Origin of the sequence: Bradyrhizobium cenepequi, assembly GCF_020329485.1 — a bacterium.
GTDB classification, from domain to species: Bacteria; Pseudomonadota; Alphaproteobacteria; order Rhizobiales; family Xanthobacteraceae; genus Bradyrhizobium; species Bradyrhizobium cenepequi.
Genome location: NZ_JAGKJI010000017.1, coordinates 37,950 through 55,938 on the forward strand (window position 1 = coordinate 37,950; position 17,989 = coordinate 55,938).

The 17,989-nt window shown below is 58.4% G+C and carries 20 protein-coding genes and 2 pseudogenes; 10 read left to right on the forward strand and 12 right to left on the reverse strand.

Annotation, left to right across the window (positions count from 1 at the left end):
• Positions 1 to 133 precede the first annotated feature (133 nt).
• A complete protein-coding gene (locus J6497_RS19060; protein ID WP_225705815.1) occupies positions 134 to 328 on the forward strand; it encodes a hypothetical protein in 195 nt (64 codons plus the stop codon).
• A gap of 72 nt (positions 329 to 400) precedes the next feature.
• Here J6497_RS19060 and J6497_RS19065 read toward each other — a convergent pair whose 3' ends face one another.
• Both J6497_RS19065 and J6497_RS19070 read right to left on the reverse strand, forming a co-directional pair.
• Positions 401 to 808, reverse strand: coding sequence for a hypothetical protein (locus J6497_RS19065; RefSeq protein ID WP_225705816.1), 408 nt, complete (start codon positions 806 to 808; stop codon positions 401 to 403).
• A 20-nt stretch (positions 809 to 828) separates the two neighbouring features.
• The gene (locus J6497_RS19070) at positions 829 to 1,044 is read right to left on the reverse strand and encodes a hypothetical protein (protein ID WP_225705817.1); all 216 of its coding nucleotides are present in this window, start codon (positions 1,042 to 1,044) and stop codon (positions 829 to 831) included.
• Between the two features lie 177 nt (positions 1,045 to 1,221).
• On the opposite strand from J6497_RS19070, the gene J6497_RS19075 reads away from it, so the two are divergent.
• The gene (locus J6497_RS19075; RefSeq protein ID WP_225705818.1) at positions 1,222 to 1,815 is read left to right on the forward strand and encodes a hypothetical protein; all 594 of its coding nucleotides are present in this window, start codon (positions 1,222 to 1,224) and stop codon (positions 1,813 to 1,815) included.
• 7 nt (positions 1,816 to 1,822) lie between these two features.
• On the opposite strand, the gene J6497_RS19080 is transcribed toward J6497_RS19075, so the two are convergent.
• Complete coding sequence (locus J6497_RS19080; RefSeq protein ID WP_225705907.1) at positions 1,823 to 2,584, reverse strand: COG3904 family protein; 762 nt, start codon at positions 2,582 to 2,584, stop codon at positions 1,823 to 1,825.
• Here J6497_RS19080 and J6497_RS41570 point away from each other — a divergent pair.
• Positions 2,480 to 2,722, forward strand: coding sequence for a hypothetical protein (locus J6497_RS41570; RefSeq protein WP_225705921.1), 243 nt, complete (start codon positions 2,480 to 2,482; stop codon positions 2,720 to 2,722). The two genes, J6497_RS19080 and J6497_RS41570, sit on opposite strands and share 105 nt — an antisense overlap.
• Before the next feature lie 120 nt (positions 2,723 to 2,842).
• On the opposite strand, the gene J6497_RS19090 is transcribed toward J6497_RS41570, so the two are convergent.
• Positions 2,843 to 3,115: a hypothetical protein gene (locus tag J6497_RS19090; protein WP_225705819.1), complete on the reverse strand. Its 273-nt coding sequence runs from the start codon at positions 3,113 to 3,115 to the stop codon at positions 2,843 to 2,845.
• An 862-nt stretch (positions 3,116 to 3,977) separates the two neighbouring features.
• On the opposite strand from J6497_RS19090, the gene J6497_RS19095 reads away from it, so the two are divergent.
• Both J6497_RS19095 and J6497_RS19100 read left to right on the forward strand, forming a co-directional pair.
• A complete protein-coding gene (locus J6497_RS19095) occupies positions 3,978 to 4,292 on the forward strand; it encodes a DUF417 family protein (protein ID WP_312010336.1) in 315 nt (104 codons plus the stop codon).
• 1,137 nt (positions 4,293 to 5,429) lie between these two features.
• The gene (locus tag J6497_RS19100; RefSeq protein ID WP_225705820.1) at positions 5,430 to 5,864 is read left to right on the forward strand and encodes a hypothetical protein; all 435 of its coding nucleotides are present in this window, start codon (positions 5,430 to 5,432) and stop codon (positions 5,862 to 5,864) included.
• 70 nt (positions 5,865 to 5,934) lie between these two features.
• On the opposite strand, the gene J6497_RS19105 is transcribed toward J6497_RS19100, so the two are convergent.
• Positions 5,935 to 6,243, reverse strand: a complete 309-nt coding sequence (locus tag J6497_RS19105) for a COG4705 family protein (RefSeq protein WP_225705821.1) — start codon at positions 6,241 to 6,243, stop codon at positions 5,935 to 5,937.
• Between the two features lie 59 nt (positions 6,244 to 6,302).
• Positions 6,303 to 7,016: a DedA family protein gene (locus J6497_RS19110; protein ID WP_225705822.1), complete on the reverse strand. Its 714-nt coding sequence runs from the start codon at positions 7,014 to 7,016 to the stop codon at positions 6,303 to 6,305.
• A gap of 1,022 nt (positions 7,017 to 8,038) precedes the next feature.
• Here J6497_RS19110 and J6497_RS19115 point away from each other — a divergent pair.
• Positions 8,039 to 8,221 (forward strand): hypothetical protein, encoded by a 183-nt coding sequence (locus tag J6497_RS19115; protein WP_225705823.1) that lies wholly within the window; start codon positions 8,039 to 8,041, stop codon positions 8,219 to 8,221.
• Between the two features lie 430 nt (positions 8,222 to 8,651).
• Here J6497_RS19115 and J6497_RS19120 read toward each other — a convergent pair.
• Together J6497_RS19120 and J6497_RS19125 are read right to left on the reverse strand one after the other, a co-directional pair.
• Positions 8,652 to 9,094 (reverse strand): annotated as a pseudogene (locus J6497_RS19120) (hypothetical protein).
• Between the two features lie 38 nt (positions 9,095 to 9,132).
• Positions 9,133 to 9,354, reverse strand: a complete 222-nt coding sequence (locus J6497_RS19125; protein ID WP_225705824.1) for a hypothetical protein — start codon at positions 9,352 to 9,354, stop codon at positions 9,133 to 9,135.
• Positions 9,355 to 9,842: 488 nt separating this feature from the next.
• On the opposite strand from J6497_RS19125, the gene J6497_RS19130 reads away from it, so the two are divergent.
• Both J6497_RS19130 and J6497_RS19135 read left to right on the forward strand, forming a co-directional pair.
• The gene (locus tag J6497_RS19130) at positions 9,843 to 10,022 is read left to right on the forward strand and encodes a hypothetical protein (protein ID WP_225705825.1); all 180 of its coding nucleotides are present in this window, start codon (positions 9,843 to 9,845) and stop codon (positions 10,020 to 10,022) included.
• Positions 10,023 to 10,205: 183 nt separating this feature from the next.
• Positions 10,206 to 11,384, forward strand: a complete 1,179-nt coding sequence (locus J6497_RS19135; protein ID WP_225705826.1) for an MFS transporter — start codon at positions 10,206 to 10,208, stop codon at positions 11,382 to 11,384.
• A 1,190-nt stretch (positions 11,385 to 12,574) separates the two neighbouring features.
• On the opposite strand, the gene J6497_RS41575 is transcribed toward J6497_RS19135, so the two are convergent.
• The 4 genes from J6497_RS41575 to J6497_RS19150 all read right to left on the reverse strand — a co-directional run bounded on the left by J6497_RS41575 (position 12,575) and on the right by J6497_RS19150 (position 15,965).
• Complete coding sequence (locus J6497_RS41575; protein ID WP_312010325.1) at positions 12,575 to 13,390, reverse strand: KUP/HAK/KT family potassium transporter; 816 nt, start codon at positions 13,388 to 13,390, stop codon at positions 12,575 to 12,577.
• Positions 13,387 to 14,460 carry a KUP/HAK/KT family potassium transporter gene (locus J6497_RS41580; RefSeq protein ID WP_312010326.1) on the reverse strand — a complete coding sequence of 358 codons (1,074 nt, stop codon included), beginning with the start codon at positions 14,458 to 14,460 and terminating at the stop codon, positions 13,387 to 13,389. Before J6497_RS41580 ends, J6497_RS41575 begins: the two co-directional genes overlap by 4 nt.
• A 785-nt stretch (positions 14,461 to 15,245) precedes the next feature.
• Positions 15,246 to 15,455, reverse strand: a complete 210-nt coding sequence (gene opgC / locus J6497_RS42455; RefSeq protein WP_312010327.1) for an OpgC domain-containing protein — start codon at positions 15,453 to 15,455, stop codon at positions 15,246 to 15,248.
• A 372-nt stretch (positions 15,456 to 15,827) separates the two neighbouring features.
• A complete protein-coding gene (locus tag J6497_RS19150) occupies positions 15,828 to 15,965 on the reverse strand; it encodes a hypothetical protein (protein ID WP_225705827.1) in 138 nt (45 codons plus the stop codon).
• A 1,255-nt stretch (positions 15,966 to 17,220) separates the two neighbouring features.
• Here J6497_RS19150 and J6497_RS19155 point away from each other — a divergent pair.
• Positions 17,221 to 17,523 carry a hypothetical protein gene (locus tag J6497_RS19155; protein ID WP_225705828.1) on the forward strand — a complete coding sequence of 101 codons (303 nt, stop codon included), beginning with the start codon at positions 17,221 to 17,223 and terminating at the stop codon, positions 17,521 to 17,523.
• Between the two features lie 105 nt (positions 17,524 to 17,628).
• Positions 17,629 to 17,916, forward strand: a pseudogene (locus J6497_RS19160) (DUF1614 domain-containing protein); the annotation flags it as partial.
• Positions 17,917 to 17,989: the final 73 nt, after the last annotated feature.

Genomic DNA, 17,989 nt, shown 5'->3' on the forward strand with positions numbered 1-17,989 from the left:
CCCGCCAAGTAAAAATAAGATTTCTTACCTTGGTTAAATTGAGACTAAAATGCGCAATTAAATCGGGATTTTATTGACGATCTCGGATTATCCCCGTGCGGCTTACGCGCTCTGTCGTGTGGTGGATCGCATAATGGCGGCCCAGCTCGGCCTGCCGGTCTTCCTGTGCTGCTGTTTTGGCGGCAATCACTTCGCCGTCACGTTCCCGCCTGCCAGGATCTTCGCCTCGAACGCGCGCCGCGCTGACTCCGGCAGCAGCGTACTCGTCAACGCTGCCAGCACACCCCGGTTGCGCACTTTCGCGATGATGTCGGGGCGCTGGCCGTAGCGTTTCCATACGCGAATCATCTCCGCGACTGTGCAATCGAACTTGTGTCTGACGATGTGGCCGAAGGCCGTGTTACGCGAAGTGACGTCCCGCGGCTCTGCGAGCGTTCGACCAAGCTCGAGTTTTTTCTCGATTATCCTCCGCACAGCCGCATGCTTGGTCTGCTTTGCTGCCGCCCTCGCCGCTTTGGTCTGCTCGCGGAGTTCTTCCTTGCTCGGTAGCGGCGGCGGTGAAGGCAGGGTGCGGCGCAGCTTGTGCTTCCAAGATCCGCTCCAGCGCGGACGGGGCCTCGCTCACGTAGAAATATTCCAGCGCACGCATTTGCTCGAAAACGTCGAGCAATGGAATTTGATCGAAAGCTTCGATGAGTTCGATGCCGCCATCCTTGTGTGGCCTGATTGCGTGGGAGACGGCCCGTACCATCATTTCGGATAGCGCGTTCTCATTCCCTTCCGATTCGGTGATGCAGCGGAGCGTCATTACGACGTGCCCCTGACCGTCTATATCGAAATATCGGAGATGTAGAGTTGCCGTTGCAGGTAGATCCGCGAGCCTTGGTCGAGTGCATCAATCTCGAGTGCAGCAAGGATTTTCTGCAGCTTCCCTTGCCATGGCTCGCGCGACCAGCGATGTATAGCGACGTCGACCGGCCCCGGCGCGCTATCGTTGTCCTCCCCCTCGTCCTCGATCTGGGCCGGCAGTGGTCGCGCCGCCATCTTTCCCTCTATCGTCTCCAAACAGAACTCTCAGCCGACCAATTTGCGCGAGGTGTTCGGTACACGACGCAAACGAGAGGTAGGCGCCTTTCCGCGCGTTTTCTTACTCATCTCCAGGAATACCCTGGCCGCTGTCTCGAACATGAGCATTCCCCGTATGCCTTACCAAACTCCTCAATGGTGACTACGTCGCAGCGAAGGATCTATCTGACGAACTCATCCAACTGGCTGAAGAAAAGAGCTCAATCTTCTGGAAGAGCGCCGGAATGTTACGGCGCGCAACAGTTCTGGCTTCAACAGGCAAAGCCTCGGATTGCGCTCGGTATATTCACCACCGCGATCCCCGCAACGCGATCAACGGGAACCACGATTTACCTGCCAGTGTGGCTCTCCCATTTGGCAAAGGCCTATGGTGAGCTTGGCCAATTCTATGACGCTTGGCGTTGCATTGAAGAAGCCAAGACGCTCCTCGAAACAACAAAGGAACAATGGCACGAGGCGGAGCTCCATCGCATCGCGGGCGAAATTGCGCTAATGCCGACAGAGCTGGATGCGGCAAAGGCCCAAGCCCATTTCGAGCGGTCGCTCGCGATCGCCCGCGGCCAGCAGGCGAGATCATGGGAGTTGCGCGCGGCCACGAGCCTAGCCCGCCTATGGCGCGATCAAGGAAAACCGGATGACGCCAAACAGCTGCTTGTTCCAGTCTTCGGTTGGTTCAGCGAAGGCTTTGGGACGCTCGATCTGAAACAGGCCAAGGCCCTGCTCACTTAACTAGCCGCTACTCTCGCCCAGGCCGGGCCGTCACGCCGCCCGTCCGCCCCATAGCTTCAGCCGACTTGGTTGATTTCGCCGGCTGTGGATTTGTCTCGGTTGCAACCGCACTGCTTACGAAGCGACCCTGCACCCGTTTGGGCGTCAACTCGACCACCGCTGCATTGGGGCTGCCCGGCTGATTAACCATACCAGTGGTGACGAGATTGGTCAGTCGCAATTCTTCTCGCGACAGTTCATGCAGATCTTCCCACGGCGGCACGTTCAGCGACAGCAACAACAGATCACCCGCGCCGCCCATGTCGAAGGTGTATTTTGCGAGACGGCCGATATCGCGTTCCACAATCATCAGATCATCTGCGCTGTAGGTTGCGGCCCGCGCATCGTCGGCGCGGTCACCCATCCAGATCTGATGCACGCGGACATGCGCCTGTTCCGGCACGTAGCGCAACTTGCCCGACAGCAGCAGAAAGACGCACATGGATTCGCAATAGGCCTCTGGCGACACGTTGGCGCGCACGCCGCGTGCGCTATGGGTAAGCACGCTCACTCCGACGGTCGTCAACATCCCGAGCTCGCGGAAGCGCCGTCCAAGCTCGATCGAGTCGTTGACCGAACCGCCGCTGGAATCCAGCACCATGGTCGCGCCACTGAGCTGTCGGCCGTGCGCGAATTCATCGAAATCCCTTGGACTATCGGCGGTCACTATGCCGACCGCGCTGACCCAGCCCTGGCAATTCGGCTGGCAGCCAACCCAGCTGAACTTCATCGGCAATTTGCGTTCCTCGAGGGCAACGGCGGCATGCGCCGAACCACCCAGCATAGCCATCAATGCGATGCAAAGGGCGGCGCCAACGAGCAGCATCCAACTTCGGATTTCCGCCCAACGAGCGCGAGGAGAGGCTAGATCTGAGATGCAGGCGCATTCCGAGGATTCGGCCCTCGAGATTGTCGCCAGGTTGATCGAGAGCGAGACGGCAAACAGCAACACCCGTATCACGAGCATGATTCCGTCACCTCGGCCTGGCTATCGGGTGGGGCTAGCCGGATCTCGACGGCGTACATACAGCGGCGACAGCTGGTGCTGCCCGGCCGGCGGTACGGCTTCAGAATCGAAATTTACCCGGGGCTGATGCTCGGCGCGCCATTTCGGGCCGGGGCCACGCATGTGGTGCAGCTCGGGCCGGTAGCTATCGCGCACGTCCATGATCAGGTTGTGAACGACGCTGGCGAAGTCAGAGGCTGACTCAGCCGCCTTGCGAGCAAAACCTGGCAATGCGGTTGCATCTATGATTCTCATCGCTGAACTCCTCCCGTTGTCTTGCCGCTCGACGCATCGGCGGTTACATTCCAAGTGTAGTCACAGATAATGGACCTAACCATTGCACAGAGGTGGATCCGTACCGGGACCTTTGGCTGTGCAGGGCATACTTAGGTTTAGGATTCTGCCCGCCTTTGCCTTGCGACTGATGGGAACGCCGCGCCTCGTTCGAGCAGCCGGGGTGACGCTGTTATTCTCCAAGTGCACTCGCAAGGTCGCAAAGCCATGCCAAGCGACAAGTCGAATCTTCCGAGATGTGCAAAACGCACTGTGCGTCTACCAGCTTAGCATTGGGCAGATTTCAGGTTTTGGCCCATCGCGAGATTTCGCTGCGCTGAAGAATTTGGTCGATATCGAGGGCGTGGCGGACATCAGCAAACCGCAACAATCCAGCTTTTATGAGTCGCCCTAAACCAACGGATGGTAGGCTCCTACTAAGTACGGCTTTGGCCATACCCGCGTGCAATGGCTTCAACGGGCGTTGGGTGCTACGGATCAAAAATCGATGTAGGAAGACGGATGCAATGCAGCGGAACCGGACCCGTGAGCCGGCAGTTGCAAGACAAGGTCGGCGGCGTAGCGCCCGCCGGCCTTTCTCTTGATCAAGCGGCGAGCTGAACTTCCCCACATTGTGGTGATTTGTGCCGTCACCTCGTGCGACCTTCATGATCAACGACGAAGGAATCCCTACCTCAGGCGTTGACATCGACGACCACGCGACCGCGGATGGTCCCAGCGAAACTGACGATAGATTTAGCGCAAACCCGTTCAAATCCGGGATCGGCGCCCGGACCCCACGCCGATTCACAGACTGGTCCCATTCATCCGCAACGGACCGCTGATTTGGTGGCTCTATCCGCTCTTCGGTCACGGCACCGCCAGCTATTTCCTCGGCGTCTTCGAGTGGACGTTCGGGACCCTGCTGCTCGCAGGCTTCTGGGACAAGGGCCTCGGCATCCTCGGCGCTCTCGGCTCGACCGGCACCTTCATCGCAACCGTCACGATCATTCCGTTCATGCCGGAGGGCTGGGACGCCGCTGCGGGAGGCTTCCCCGCGATGACCGGTAACATGCCTTTCCTCTTGAAGGACGTCGTTCTGCTCGCCGTCTCACTCTATCTACTGAGGCAGGATGCAATTCGACTGATCCGCCAATGACGTCACGGTATTCATGCAACTCGGCAACTCGGCGGCGAGCGCGAAGCTTGCCGGCGAGTTAATTTGTAAGCATCCAGAATTCCGACCTTCAAAACCCGAGCACTCAGACTAGCGCCTCGCCATGCGCGCATATCGTTTGATGGAAACGCGGCTCGGGAGACCGCATAGAGACGTGCTGATAGCACCAGCCTTCCCGGAAGACCGGCGGGCTCTGACATCACCCTGCCCCGGAAAACGTCCAACCGGAGGCGGGAGAGAGGCGCAAGCGAGCGGCCATAAAAACCCCGCCAACGGGAGAACCGGCCCCGGGCGGGTAGTTAGTTATGACGAGTTTCCGATAGCCATAACGATTGCCGGGCTAGCAATGATTTATGACAGTTGGATTACGGGTACCCCAGGGTGCCCTTCGGCGGCATAGCCGGTTTTGCAGATAACGCGCCATTTCGCTAGGCTCGTGCGGGAATTCGCACGCGCGGCCACGACCTTGCCCTCAATATTCATCGATACTTTGATGACGGCCCTATAATCCAGACGATCGGTGGCACGGTCGCCGCCGAACTCGCCTGACACGTTTGGGGCCGGAATTGGCCGCGGCCGGCAAAAAAGCAAACATCACGAAAATACGAGGAGTGAGACAGCTCACAGACGTGCCTCGCATTAGGCGCAACCAGACCCTTGCAAAGTGTTCGTCAGTTCCAACCGGATCGAGAAAATGAAAACGATGTCGGACTGATTGAGCCGGGCAGCGGCGCTGCCCGCGCGATTACACAGTAATCGACGGCAGTCCGATAACCAGGGCGCGAGGGATCGATGACTCTTCAGGAGTCGAGTCACCCCCGTGTTCACCGGCATGATTTCGTCACGGACGCCCTGTCGCGCCGCAATCAGTTTTGTTGTGCGCGAATGCCGTTGCGCAGGCGATTGACTCTGTAACGCGCGTTTCAAGCCGAGTTGAGCTTATTGAATGGGAGTTTAGTGGGACGGGCGCGCGGTCTCCGTACATCCAATATCAGGTATCCGCATCGGATGCTGCAAGCAGATAGCTCGCGGTCCAGACAGCACGCTCGCCTCACGAACCGTGATCGATTCGTCTTGTCCCACGCGGGTCTGCAATCGATCCATACTGGAGAAACGAAAATGATTTCATTCAAAGCTCTTGCAGCGGCCGTGCTGCTGGTCGCGACCGCAGCGATGCCGGCATTCGCGCAAGCTCCTGCGGGCGCGCCTCCGGGCGTGGTGCCGGGCGGTGTGAGCAGCAGCGACCGCGCCCTGTATATCAAGAATCTGCACGACTCCGGGTATAATTCGAAGAACGACTTCAATCCGAACGGGACCATAAGGGCCGCGATCCAGGAGCCGGGCGCGTTCGCGTTCTATTACCCCAATCTGGACGTTCTGAATGGAGGCGCGCCAACGCTTGCTGCCAAGGCTTCTCCCGACTGGCCCGCGTTGAAGAGCGCTTGTGCGTCGGCCGGCGGCGGCATCTCATACTGCGGCGACCGCTACGGCTCATATGCTTTTACGCCCGACGCATTCCCGCCTCATCATGCCCGCCGCCATCACCGGTCGTGACTCGACCGCGCGGTACGGCGCCGTGCGCGGCCCCACGGGCTGCGTGGTGCGCTGTGACGCAAGGCGGACCTCATATCAGGAAGCGATGGCGATCTCTCTTTGTTCTCGACTGCTCCCTCCAGATGACCAGGACGGCAATCAAGAGAGCCCCCGTGACGGCAGTGCTCACGGACAGGCCGAGCATGTTGCGTCCGGAGGTGAAATCCCCAGCCGTCGTTCCTGCGGCGCTGATCAAAACAACGGCCAGCCAATAAAACGGCAGCAAAAGAAGCCGCCCACCGCGCCCTGCCAGGAACAGCACCGCCATGATGGGCGAAAGCAGGATTGATGCTCCAGCATCGTCGAGGCCCATGTTAGGCGAGCAGAAGTCGCCGATCACGGTGCCCAACGTTCCCGAAATGAGAGCATGCAGACCCAGTAGCCGAGGTCCGCCTGGGCTCACGAGCGTCGATTTGGCCCCGTGCCGACCATGTCGGAGTTACCTCTGAAAGCCTGAGCCGCCATCGGAACGCCATCTTTCTTGCCACCCAACTCGCGTTCCGCATCTCTGAACAGTTGCTCCTCGTGATGTTTGTAGTAGCGCCAAATTAAGAAGAGGCCGATTGCTGCCGCTACGACCGTCGACAATCTAAACGGTCCCGCAAGACGGTGGAAACTCTGGCCCAGCACAAACCCGCCAGTACCGACTGCAATTGCCCATGTAATCCCGCCCAGCGCGTTGAACAGCAAGAACCGCATCGGCGGGAAACGATTAACGCCGGCGAGGACGGCGGCAAATACGCGAAGTACTGCGACAAAGCGCCCTAGAAAGACAATTTTGCCGCCATGTCGGAGGAAAAGGTACTCGCCGAGATCGAGCTTTTGCTGATCCAAACCTATCAAGTGGCCCCGCCTGAGCAACACAATGCGTCCAACTTTGCGTCCGAACCAATAGCCAATGTTATCGCCAACAATTGCGGCGGCTGCAGCGGTCCCAATAATCAATCGTATGTCCAGCGTGTCATGCAAACCTGCGTAGATAGCCGCGCCAATCAGAATGATTTCCCCTGGCAAGGGGATGCCGGCGCTCTCGAGCAAGATAATCCCGAAGATCGCGGCATACCCATAAGACGCAATGAGCCCGTCCACGGTTGCTTGAGTCAGAAAGGACATGCTTTTCAATCAGACCACAGGTAAGTATCGAGGGCTCCTCGGCGTCCCGCTCTACGCTGCTTGATGTCGCTACTCGGGACGGACGCGGCAAGGCTGTTTCTTGGCGCTCAGGGGGAAACCGAACGGCACAATAGCGAGGCGATGGAGCCTTCTTCCCGCAAGGCTCCTCCTTGTCTGGTCGGCTCTGCCCAACGCGAGGTGGGGTCGCAAGAGAAGTCGCGCAAGTTCAATGACGTGGTCTCCGGCCAAAACGGTGATAATCAGTTGGCGTCTGCGGGGCAGCGTAGATTTCGGACTGGTCCGGGTAGAAGCGGGTTGGCCCGAGAATCCCGCATGCACTGGCCAAAAGATATGTGGATGCGCCCTATGGGCGCGTCAAAACCAAATGCTTTCCACCAACCATCCGTTATCCGACCTGCGTGGGTTATCCCTCTCGCAAGATCATTTTGACCTCTTCAATCGGCCAGCTTTCTTCGGCGGGGAGAACTCGAACGCGTCCATTGTCTGCCGAGTTGATCAAGGCATGTGAGCCCACTTCATCATCTATACGAACCAGCCTTAGGTCGGTCTCAGGCTCCCAGCCAAGGGTTGCGTCAAGATGGGAAAACCTGCCATTGAGAGCCGTTCTCAAGCTCTACAATGTGGCTTTCTGAATGGGAGCGGATCTTCATTGCTTAGCAGCTTCCTTTCTAGCCTCGCACGCTTTTAGATGTGCCAGGGCCGAGACTTTCAAATGCGCTTGATCCGGATGTAATCAGATCGAACACGTTCTCCGTGGCAGCCTTACGGGCCTGAGCCAGGTCGGCTGCGCACACCGTCATAGCCTACGTAATGACGGTTGACCTCGATCGGGATTGACTATGCAAACCGAGGGTTGGCATACGGGCTTGTTCTTGCGACAAGCGGCGTGAACACGAATACGCACTCAAGGCCGAGCTTGAGGCGCGGCGCTCAGGGCGTGCCTCCGATCAGCTGCAGGCGACATCTCAGGCCCGGGCGACAGCGACATGAGTTAAACCCTGATGATCTGGCCGCGCGGCGAAGATGGCGCACCGATTTTCGTTGGTTTACCTTGCTCCGCGATTGCACACGTGCGCTTCGAGCATTTTGAAGAAGTGGTCGATTTCGTCGAACAAGCCGCTGCGAAGCACCTCGGCGAGGTGATCGTTCAGCACCTTCGCGTGATAACGAAATTCGTGAGGTAACTCGCGGGATGTGCCCGCGGTATTCAGCGAGTTAACGATGATGCGAGCGCTACCGGCGACACCCATGGCTTTGTTAGGCGGGCATGAGAGTTGTCCTCGATCCATCCCGCAATGTTGCGGGGCTGATCTCGTCGAGCGCTAGTTCAGGGATTTTCGTTCCGGTAGAAACATGCCCCAGTGCGAACAGCTAATCCACTCATCGTGATCGCTCATTTCGTCGACTCCTTATGTATCATTCACGACCTGCACAACATCGGTCTCTCTTGTTATACGGACAGTGTTTAGATAGTGGGCAACGGCCCGGTCACCATTAAAATTTTCTTCATATAAGCAGTGCGGCTCAATTCCGCTTGAGTCAATCTCGCCCATCTGCCTGTGCGACGATCAGTTGCCTTTTACTGGCGCGGAAGCTGACGGCAGCGAGTAACGTTCAGCAAGGAAGTCTGCGAAGGCCATTGCCGGCGCGTCGGCGAGCGGTTTGAACCGGAAAGGGCTGTGCTATCGATAACGCAGTGCGCTCATCAGTTTCCAACGCAATGTTTTGTGCGAGCATGACATCGCCGGCGACCAGCGATCCCATAGGCACGAAACACCAACCGACGGTCGGGCGATCTGCCTCGTCAATCTCAACCACGTTCGTTGCCCTGCCATAACAGATGCGATACCGCGCCCCGTATCGCGGCCGATGACGTCGAACCACTTCATGGCATCGAATTGTGCACGTTGCTTAGGCGAGAGCCATTCTCTTAGGAGCCTTATGCCGCGCTCCTCGTAAACGTCTTTGCCTATTAGGGTGCGGTTCAGGGCGCGGTACCGCTCGCACAAGGCTCGAACCCTGCGCGCCAAACTATCCCAAGGCAGGCGATACAACATGCGCAGCAATAAGGCTTTCGGCGAACGTGCCCCGACGATTAGCCGCCGACGAGTCGCGGATACAATAGCGTTTCTTGCGCGGTCGGATCGAATGATCGTGTGATCCTGACCTCGCCGGTGGGCTCGCGAACGGCGGGCGTAGATCCGCTTCCGACAAGCGCTTTAAACAGTGCTTCCGCCTTGCCAAGCGCCTCAGCATCGCTCGCTTCGAAGACGTGTCGGGTATCGCCGGTATGATCCAATACAATCTGTGTCGCCACGCTCCTTGGGTTTTTCAGCCCCAAGCTAGTTTAGGAGTGTAGCCGTGAATGGCTCGGCGAAAATTGAGCAGGCTCGGCAAAAATTGCGCCCAACGACTCCTTCGAGATTTTCTCATGATTGAGCTCGCGCCCCCGTTAATCGGCTTGCGAGCTGCACACCGTGATTGGAGAGGGCGGTTTGATCACGGCATTTTCTGACTCCATTGCTGGGCGGGATAAAATCCAATCATCTTCGGGCTTCGCGGCATGCCTGATGGCATCTCTGCGTATTGCAGACCCTCAGGATCTGTGCAGTACGAGCGCGGCAAGAATGCATCATCGGCAGCAACATAGAGCAAGCGCCTTTTCGAGCCGCAAACTAAGTCTGATCGTTTCAACGGTGTCTGCAGCCGCGGCGTCTATGCGGGCCCATTGTCACCATCTGAACTGACGTCGTCGCAGGCAGGATCAGGCTTGGGGTCTCAGTTGGTCAAAAGCGGAGTATCCGGATGACGGAAGATAAGACGGATCAACCGGAAGTTGAAAACTGCGCAGTTCAACTTTCGATCGCCGGTCAACGGATGGACGTCCTCCGGCGCAAGCTCTTGGCGGAAGGCTGGAATGAGACGGCTCCCGGGATTTTAGAGCGTTGCGATATTCTTGGTGTCAGGGAAAAGATAAATGAGTGAAGAAGCACCCGGCGTTCTGGCATCTGCTGTTCCAGTCGGTCGGCAAACCCCGCCTTCAGGACAAGCAGTGCAATATCTTCTCGAGAGCCCGGGCTGCCGACTCCCAATATTGGCGACCTTCCCGTGACACCTGTTGCGCTGAAACCACCCGGCTCCTCGCCGAGCAAATCCGCGTCTCGACCAATGCGTCAGGTGCAGCTGGCGGGGTTCGCGTTGGCCGTCGGTGGCTTCGGCATCGGTACAGGCGAGTTCGGCATCATGGGGCTGCTGCCCGACGTGGCCGGCGATATCGGCGTGTCGATCCCGCTGGCGGGACACGTCATCAGCGCCTATGCGCTCGGTGTGGTGGTCGGCGCGCCAGTAATTGCCGTTCTGGCCGCGAGGCTGCCGCGGCGAATGTTGCTTCTTGGCTTGATGATCGCCTTCGCAGCCGGCAATTTCGCGAGCGCGCTCGCTTCCGACTATGGTTGGCTTGTCGTGTTGCGGTTTCTAACCGGCTTGCCGCACGGCGCCTATTTCGGAGTAGCATCGCTCGTTGCCGCTGATATGGTGCAACCGAACCAGCGCGCCCGCGCCATTGGCCGGGTGCTGTTGGGGCTCACGGTCGCAACGCTGCTGGGTGTGCCTCTCGCAACCTCCCTCGGGCAGATGTTGGGGTGGCGGGCAGCCTTCGCCGCCGTCGCCGCCATTGGTGGCCTGGCAATTCTCCTGATTCGGCGCTTCGTTCCGGCGGTTTCAGGCGATGCGGACGCCAGCCCGCTCCGCGAGCTTGGCGCTCTCCGCCGTCTGCAGGTCTGGCTGACTTTGGGCATCGGCGCGATCGGGTCGGGCGGAATGTTCGCCGTGTACAGCTACATCACGCCGATGCTTGTCGATGTCGATGGCATTCGCGAGAGCATGGTGCCCCTCGTGCTTTTCGCCTTCGGTACAGGGATGATTATCGGCAACGTTGTCGGCTCACGTCTGGCTGATAGAGCGCTCCTGCCCACGATCGGCGGCGTTCTCATCTGGAACGCAATCGTGCTTGGCCTCCTAGTCTTCACGGCTGGCCATGCGTGGCTTGCTGTGATCAATGTGCTGCTGATAGGAACAGGATTCGCCCACGTTCCAGCGTTGCAGACCCGACTGATGGACGTCGCTGCAGATGCGCAGACGCTTGCAGCCGCCCTCAACCATTCCGCATTCAATGTCGCAAACGCGCTCGGGGCGTGGGTCGGCGGTGTCACCATCGCTGAGGGCTATGGATGGACGTCGACCGGATGGGTCGGCGCATTGTTTGCGCTCGGCGGCGTTGGAGTGTTCGCAATGTCGCTTCTCAGTGACGGCACCGTGCGGCGAGACGCCCCAAAAGGAGTCTTGTGACTCAAAGCGAAACCTCTTCGCCGCGACCGGAATGTCCGCCTGGGGCCGATTGTATTGCAAAGGTCTTTTTACGCACCTGATCAAAACAGTTCTAAACTGCAGAATCGACTTTCGAATAAGCGCGTGAGGGGCCTGCCGTCGATCGATTTGCGATTTTTGCGACGGTATCTGATAATAGGCCACTTCGGAAATTCCGACGCGCTTCACGACAAAACGCCCATCAGCATACCGCATATTCAGACAGCATCGGGGGTCTGGCGCGCGTGCCGGCGTTATACGTTGGTATCGCTTGCTCAATCGAATGAGGCGAAACGCTCTACGTGGGTACAATGGCCTGATCTGCTGGCCCGGACTAAGTCCCCGATAGGGTGTCCGGCCCTTTCACAACAGCAGGCCGCAGTTGGTTTGCCCATGAATGCGTCGAATCCATGATCATATGCTCGTGCAACGTCCTAGTTGACCACGAGATACGAGAGCTAGCGGAGACCGCTCTGCAGCCCTTGGATGCACGCCTGATCTGCAATCACCTTGGCTGTACAATGCAATGCGGCCGCTGTGCGCGCGGAATCAAGCAGACCTTCGACGAGGCGTTTGCAGGCTGCAGGACCGGATGCGCCCGTTGGCCAACGAGGGAGCGTCACGCTCAGGAGTGCGGCGAACCGACGAGTGGCCGCTACGGACCAAAGAAGGTGCCCTACCCCATTGCCACCAGGGGGCCAAAGCGTTGGGCCTCTTAAAATTGGCAGGCACGATCTCGGCGCTTCCGTCTCAATTGAAGTCATCCGAAGTCGTACTCAATTCGTCGCTCGGGAATTCGGTATCCATAACTCCGCCGCAGCAATTGCCCATCAACCCCACGCCGATTAACAAGACCGTACCTGCATCGTTTCGCTTGTGATGGTGTGGCTCGGTAGAGCAAAGCCGGCCGCACGCACGCCCACCATAGCGCTGTAGCGGGCGGACGGTCCTTGCGGTGGTCACCGGCGATACGCCGGTCTGATCGGGTTGCGAGACTCCAACGCAACCGAGGAACCTCGTGAATCGAACGGAACGCCTCGTCCCGGCGACGCTGACCGCGACAGAACATCGAATGCGAGCGCTGCGGCTGCCGCTTCAACGTGGCACGCTGCTACCGCACGGAAGCCGATGGCCCATCGTTTCATGAAGCAGTGGGCCATCGGCAGCAAAGTCTAAATCGCAAATTGCCGCCCGATCTCGACCATCTGGTCGTTAGGAAGGTTGAAGAAGCCGCTGACATGCTGCGCGTTGCGCTCCATGACCGCGAAGATTCGCTCTTGCCAAGCCGGCAAACCCTTGCCGTCGTCGCGGCGGATCACCGTTTCGTGCCCGACGTAGTAGGTCACATCGGAAAGATCGATGGTGCACCCCAGCGCCTTGCTCCTGGCGAGCAGTTCAGGAATATGCGGATGTTCCATGAAACCGTAATGGGCTTCGGCGCGCCAAAAGTTGGGGGCAACCTGCTCGATCCTAATCCGGTCCCTGAAGGAGACCCAAGGCACCGACATCACCCTGAGGTGCAGCACGAAAAGGTGCTCGTGCAAGGCGCGGTTATGCTTGACGTGCCAGACCATCACCGGCTGCGTATCCCGTTCGGTCCGGGTCGGAAACACGGCGGTGCCCGGCACTCGCGGTACATTCTTTGCAGCAATCAGCGCCATGAATTCCGGGACCGGAATCAGCGCCTCGTGCATGCGCTGTGAAACAGCAGCGGCGCCGCGATGCCAGACCCACATCACGCCATAAACCAAGACAGCTAGGATCAGCGGCACATAGCCGCCCTCGGCGGTCTTGGCGAGATTGGCGAGGAAGAAGGCGCTATCGACGACAAAAAAACAGCCCGCGACCGAGCCGGCCGCCAGCATGCTCCAACCCCAGATCTCGCGCATGGCAATGAAGAGCAGCGCTGACGTCAACAGCATTGTCAGCGAGACGGCGATGCCGTAAGCGGCCGCAAGATTGTCGGATTTGCCAAACCCGATGGTCAATCCATCAGCAACCAGTTGACCACGCCGATGTAGATCTGCCCATAGCCCTGCGACGAGGTCTGCTTGATCTGCAATCTCGGCAGCCAGCCAAGCTGAATCGCCTGCCGCGTCATCGAGAAAGCGCCGGTGATGATCGATTGACTCGCAATGATGGTCGCGATGGTCGCGAGCACAATCAACGGCAGCAGCAAGATCTCTGGGCACAGCCTGAAGAAAATATTGCCGTTGGTCGGAGTTCCTTCGAGGACAAGCGCGGCCTGCCCGGCGTAGTTCAGGATCAGGCTTGGAAACACGATCGCGAACCAAGCAAGCTTAATCGGTCCGCTCGCGAAATGGCCCATGTCGGCATAGAGCGCTTCGGCACCCGTCACACAAAGAAACACGGCGCCCAAGACGAGAAAGCCGGTGATGCCGTTGGAGAACAAGTAAGACAGTCCGTAGACCGGATTGAGCGCGGCAAACACCGCAGGATGCTTTGCAATGCCAAAGATTCCCATCGCGGCCATGGTCACGAACCAGATCAGCATTACCGGTCCGAACAATTGGCCAATCGTGGCAGTGCCCCGTGACTGAATGGCAAACAGTGCGAGCAGGATCACGACGGCCGCGGGAACGACGTAGGGCTGCAGCGCCGGCGTCGCCATGTACACCCCTTCCAGTGCCGACAGAACCGATATCGCCGGTGTGATCGCGCCGTCGCCATAGATCAGCGCCGCTCCGAACAGGCCGACGGCAACGATGGTCGGCCGGTGCTGCTTCTTGACGCCGAGAAGCGCCATCAAGGCGAGAATTCCGCCCTCGCCGTCATTGTCGACGCGCATAGCGAACAATACGTACTTGACCGTGGTGATGATGAAGAGCGTCCAGAGCACCAGCGAAAGCGCGCCAAGCACGGCAGCGGCATCGGGAGTTTTTTCGGCGGTGCCGAGAATCGTCTTGAAGGTGTAGAGCGGACTTGTTCCGATATCGCCGAACACGACGCCGAGCGCAGACACACCCAGGAGGGGAAGTGCGCTCTGCGGGCCGCGCCGCCTGGCTTCGCTAGTCGCTGATGTTCGATTTTCGCTCATGCAACTTCCATTCGGATCAGGCGAATTCACGGCTTGCTTTCGGCCTGCAGGTAGCTGCGCAGCACGAACGCGCCGAGCGGCCGTGACTGTCTTTCGAGTAGCGTGTCACGCTTGCACCAAATTCAGCGTCAAAGAGTCAGTTCGGCTCCGAGTTGGGCGGCGACATGCCGGCATATTTCAGACGCCGATGCAAACACGTTCATGACGCCTCGCAGCGTCGGATCCGCTGCAACTGCGGCAACGAAGGGCCGCGCCTGGGTCAAGCCCTCTACGGACCTCTGAACCTCCGATGAAGAGCCAAACAGCAACCCATTGCGTTCAAAGAATGCTCCGCTGTCCGGCTGTGTGACACCACTCAACTGGTTCGGATCCTTCGCGAGCGTCCGTGCCAATTCGTTAGTGGCTATCTTGGTTTGCTCAGCCGCAGGCGAAGCTACCCCGGCCGAGAGGCCTCTTTGCGAAAAGCTTGAATCAGCTGAACCTGGCGCGCGCGAGGCGGCATAGATGGCGGCTACCAGCAGAAGCAAACGTTCCAGCGATGATCACCGATCCACCGATTGCGCGCACAGAATTCGACGAGTCCGACAATCGCCTTGTTCATCAGAATCACGCCCAACGGATCACGGGCGGTTCTGTTTGAACGTGGTCGTGCGCCCTCTGCATTGCTGTTCAGATCTCGTAGTTCGCGTTTGTGTCATCTACGAGATGCTGCCTTTGTTTGGTGACTCCACTAAATTCGCGTTTAAGGAATCCGCGCCATACACTCCTGTTAGCCGGATATCTGCCTAGCTTGGAAGGACGGAACGCGCGGAGCGCGCAGGCCACCAAGGGCCGGGCGAAAACGCACATCCTGCCCACACTCGAAGCTGACGGCTCTGCTCAACCACGCTTGGACTGACGATGTGATCCAGAAAGATTGCCGAGTTCGCCAGGCCGCGAAATAGGTCCAGCCTGAGATCTCGTTCGGAGGGCGGTAATTGTGTGCGAACCAGCATAGCGCCTCATATCCGGGACGTTTGTCGGCCGCGGCGACAGCGGCGTTACCTGCGAGGCGCCTCACGTTTGTTGCCTTTAGGATTGATCAGATGCCACCTGCCAATCGCCGCGCAGGCATCACTCGAGACCATCTTTCAGCGAGCTCTGGCCGCGCCGGGCTGCAGAGCTGAGGCCTTAGTTGCATCAGCGTGTGAGGCTTGTTCAGCTCGCCGCTCGTAGTCCTCTGAAAGCGCCTTAAGGCGACCCGCAATCGTTTGGTCAGTCATATTTCGGGCGACGCGACACAAGGTCCGCGTCGTCTCCAAATATTCCTTGCTCAATATAATCGGCTCCGCGATCGATTTTCTCCAACTGCTGCACGACACTCTTTACTAGTTGTAGCCACTCGTGCCAGCCGACGCGCCGCCGAACTCGGAATTGCCAGTTCCGCTCAACGTGGTCGGACCATCTGCAGTGCCGTTGGGATTGGCGTAGTTTGCATGCAACGCTACCGCAGGCCTTCTGTACATGTGAAAGCTCCGGCTGTTCGACTCATGACGGATCGGATGTGCAAACGCGAACGTACCGGAGAGAGCGAATGTAAGGGCTAAGGCAATTGTCGTAACTTTCATGGCTGTGTCCTTTGCTGTTTACACAGCGACACGTGGTTTCCTTTTTGAGCACCGCCACTAAATTCGCGTTTAGCAAACCCAGCAAACGGGACGCACTGATATGGTTGCGACGATCAACGATGAAGCGCGGGTGGAATGCTTATCACCCAAGCCTGCGGAAGCCGTGGCGTTATCCAGCCAGCACTGCGCCTGCTCGTCGATCCAACCATGAACCGCAAAGCGCACCGGCGCGCTAACACCCCGACCGGGACGGACGGCCGCAAGTTCGTGCGTTTGCAGGTGGACTCTGAGCGGTCTGGAGCGATGAATCGTCGCGGCGTTGGCTGAATTGCAAAGCGAGCAAGACGCCTAAAGGCAAGACAGAACGCATCATACTTGCTTCACTCGATCTACCGTCCTCCAGATTGATAAGTACGCACGTGCGGACCTTGGCCAAGCCGTAGCCGCTTCACGATAGGTCAAATCCCGAAATCACCTTAGGGTGGAGCATCACCTTTGCCGACATGCGCACTGCTGCTGCGCATCACGCGTCGTGTTTGGGGATGTATTTACCCAAGACACACTTGTAACCTTCCAACTTCCACTCACGATACGGACCGTTGGCAAGCCAGTCGGCGATTCCAATTTGCGCGTTTACCTGGCACGCAGCCATAGTGATGCCCGACTGCTCACTGCTGGTAACAATTTTTTCCAGGCACAGCTGCCCGTTGCGGAGAATAGCGACAAGTGTAACAAGCATGGTGACCCTAGTTTGCTGAGGAGTACCAAGCGGCGGCCGAAACACGGCCACCTGACCGCTTCGAGGTCTCTGCGCTTCTAGCGTGAGATCCGACGCGTGCGATTGAGAATATGGGGCGCTATCAAACACGCCATTCTACCGCCGTTTCGATTGGATAGATTCTTTCGGTGCCCACATCATACCTTGGTATCGTAGTTTATTCTCACCGTGCACACGTGATCTTGAAGCAGTCTCCAGGTAGCGACTTCACTCCAGCGGGCTCATGTCTCGGAGTGTCCGAACGTGTAAGCTCGCTCCATCAGCATTGGAAAGCGCACGACACTTAAGGAGCGGCCGCGAGCACGCCGTTTTGCGATTTGGTGTACCAAAGGAGGTCTTTCGATGCGAAAGTCCCAGGCATTTCTTTCCGTTGCGGTGGCCGTCGTGCTCACGATGGCGCCGCAGGTGGCCACAGCCGGTCCTTGCAGCGGCGGCATCGAGGAATTTGAAACCGCCCTTCACCAGTTCGGCGGAAATCCGCTTAACGGACTGGGACGGCAATCAGTGAACCCTCAATTGAGCCACCAGCCAATGCCGGACCTCGCGATACGCTTGCAGCCGCAATTCTCGGCAACCATTGCACGCGCCAAACGACTTCACAGGCAAGGCGACCGCGTCGGCTGTATCGGCGCGCTCAATGCCGCCAGGCGCATGTACGTGCTGGTCGATAAACAATGAAGGTACCACCCAAAGCAGAATCAGCGCACCGCGCGCCAGGCGCATTCCATCGCTTGAGCTAGAAGGGTGAGGTACCATTTAATTGAAACTCTTGCGATCAGGAACGATTTAGATCTTCTGACAAGATGGGGGAGCCTCGGCGCGCCCATCGCTTCGATCGGTGGCGCAGGGACGTTTGACGGAATCTTCTTGACAGGCATTCTCGCAGTACTGCTCGCCGCCATCGCTTCGCGGTCGCAGCTGCGGCGTTTCATAGAGAAGGACGGCGTCGACTCTGGGGCAATAACGGACTCATGCACTGCAGCAATCGTCGCAGCCGCAGCCTACGACCCCAGAGCCGCGCAAATCATCGTCTCAATCGAACGTTTCGACAATAACGATCCGTTAGATTAATATGTTTGTCCCGCCGATATTTGGGCTGAGCCATAGGAGCCATCCCGATGACATCAGCCACAGACCGTTCCTA

What these genes read in the sequence shown, in the direction of transcription:
- J6497_RS19060 (WP_225705815.1), top strand. Translation starts at nt 134, where the DNA reads ATGGCGGCCCAGCTCGGCCTGCCGGTCTTCCTGTGCTGCTGTTTTGGC.
- J6497_RS19065 (WP_225705816.1), bottom strand. Translation starts at nt 808, where the DNA reads ATGACGCTCCGCTGCATCACCGAATCGGAAGGGAATGAGAACGCGCTA.
- J6497_RS19070 (WP_225705817.1), bottom strand. Translation starts at nt 1,044, where the DNA reads ATGGCGGCGCGACCACTGCCGGCCCAGATCGAGGACGAGGGGGAGGAC.
- J6497_RS19075 (WP_225705818.1), top strand. Translation starts at nt 1,222, where the DNA reads ATGGTGACTACGTCGCAGCGAAGGATCTATCTGACGAACTCATCCAAC.
- J6497_RS19080 (WP_225705907.1), bottom strand. Translation starts at nt 2,584, where the DNA reads ATGAAGTTCAGCTGGGTTGGCTGCCAGCCGAATTGCCAGGGCTGGGTC.
- J6497_RS19090 (WP_225705819.1), bottom strand. Translation starts at nt 3,115, where the DNA reads ATGAGAATCATAGATGCAACCGCATTGCCAGGTTTTGCTCGCAAGGCG.
- J6497_RS19100 (WP_225705820.1), top strand. Translation starts at nt 5,430, where the DNA reads ATGATTTCATTCAAAGCTCTTGCAGCGGCCGTGCTGCTGGTCGCGACC.
- J6497_RS19110 (WP_225705822.1), bottom strand. Translation starts at nt 7,016, where the DNA reads ATGTCCTTTCTGACTCAAGCAACCGTGGACGGGCTCATTGCGTCTTAT.
- J6497_RS19115 (WP_225705823.1), top strand. Translation starts at nt 8,039, where the DNA reads ATGATCTGGCCGCGCGGCGAAGATGGCGCACCGATTTTCGTTGGTTTA.
- J6497_RS19130 (WP_225705825.1), top strand. Translation starts at nt 9,843, where the DNA reads ATGACGGAAGATAAGACGGATCAACCGGAAGTTGAAAACTGCGCAGTT.
- J6497_RS19135 (WP_225705826.1), top strand. Translation starts at nt 10,206, where the DNA reads ATGCGTCAGGTGCAGCTGGCGGGGTTCGCGTTGGCCGTCGGTGGCTTC.
- J6497_RS41580 (WP_312010326.1), bottom strand. Translation starts at nt 14,460, where the DNA reads ATGAGCGAAAATCGAACATCAGCGACTAGCGAAGCCAGGCGGCGCGGC.
- opgC (WP_312010327.1), bottom strand. Translation starts at nt 15,455, where the DNA reads ATGCTGGTTCGCACACAATTACCGCCCTCCGAACGAGATCTCAGGCTG.
- J6497_RS19150 (WP_225705827.1), bottom strand. Translation starts at nt 15,965, where the DNA reads ATGTACAGAAGGCCTGCGGTAGCGTTGCATGCAAACTACGCCAATCCC.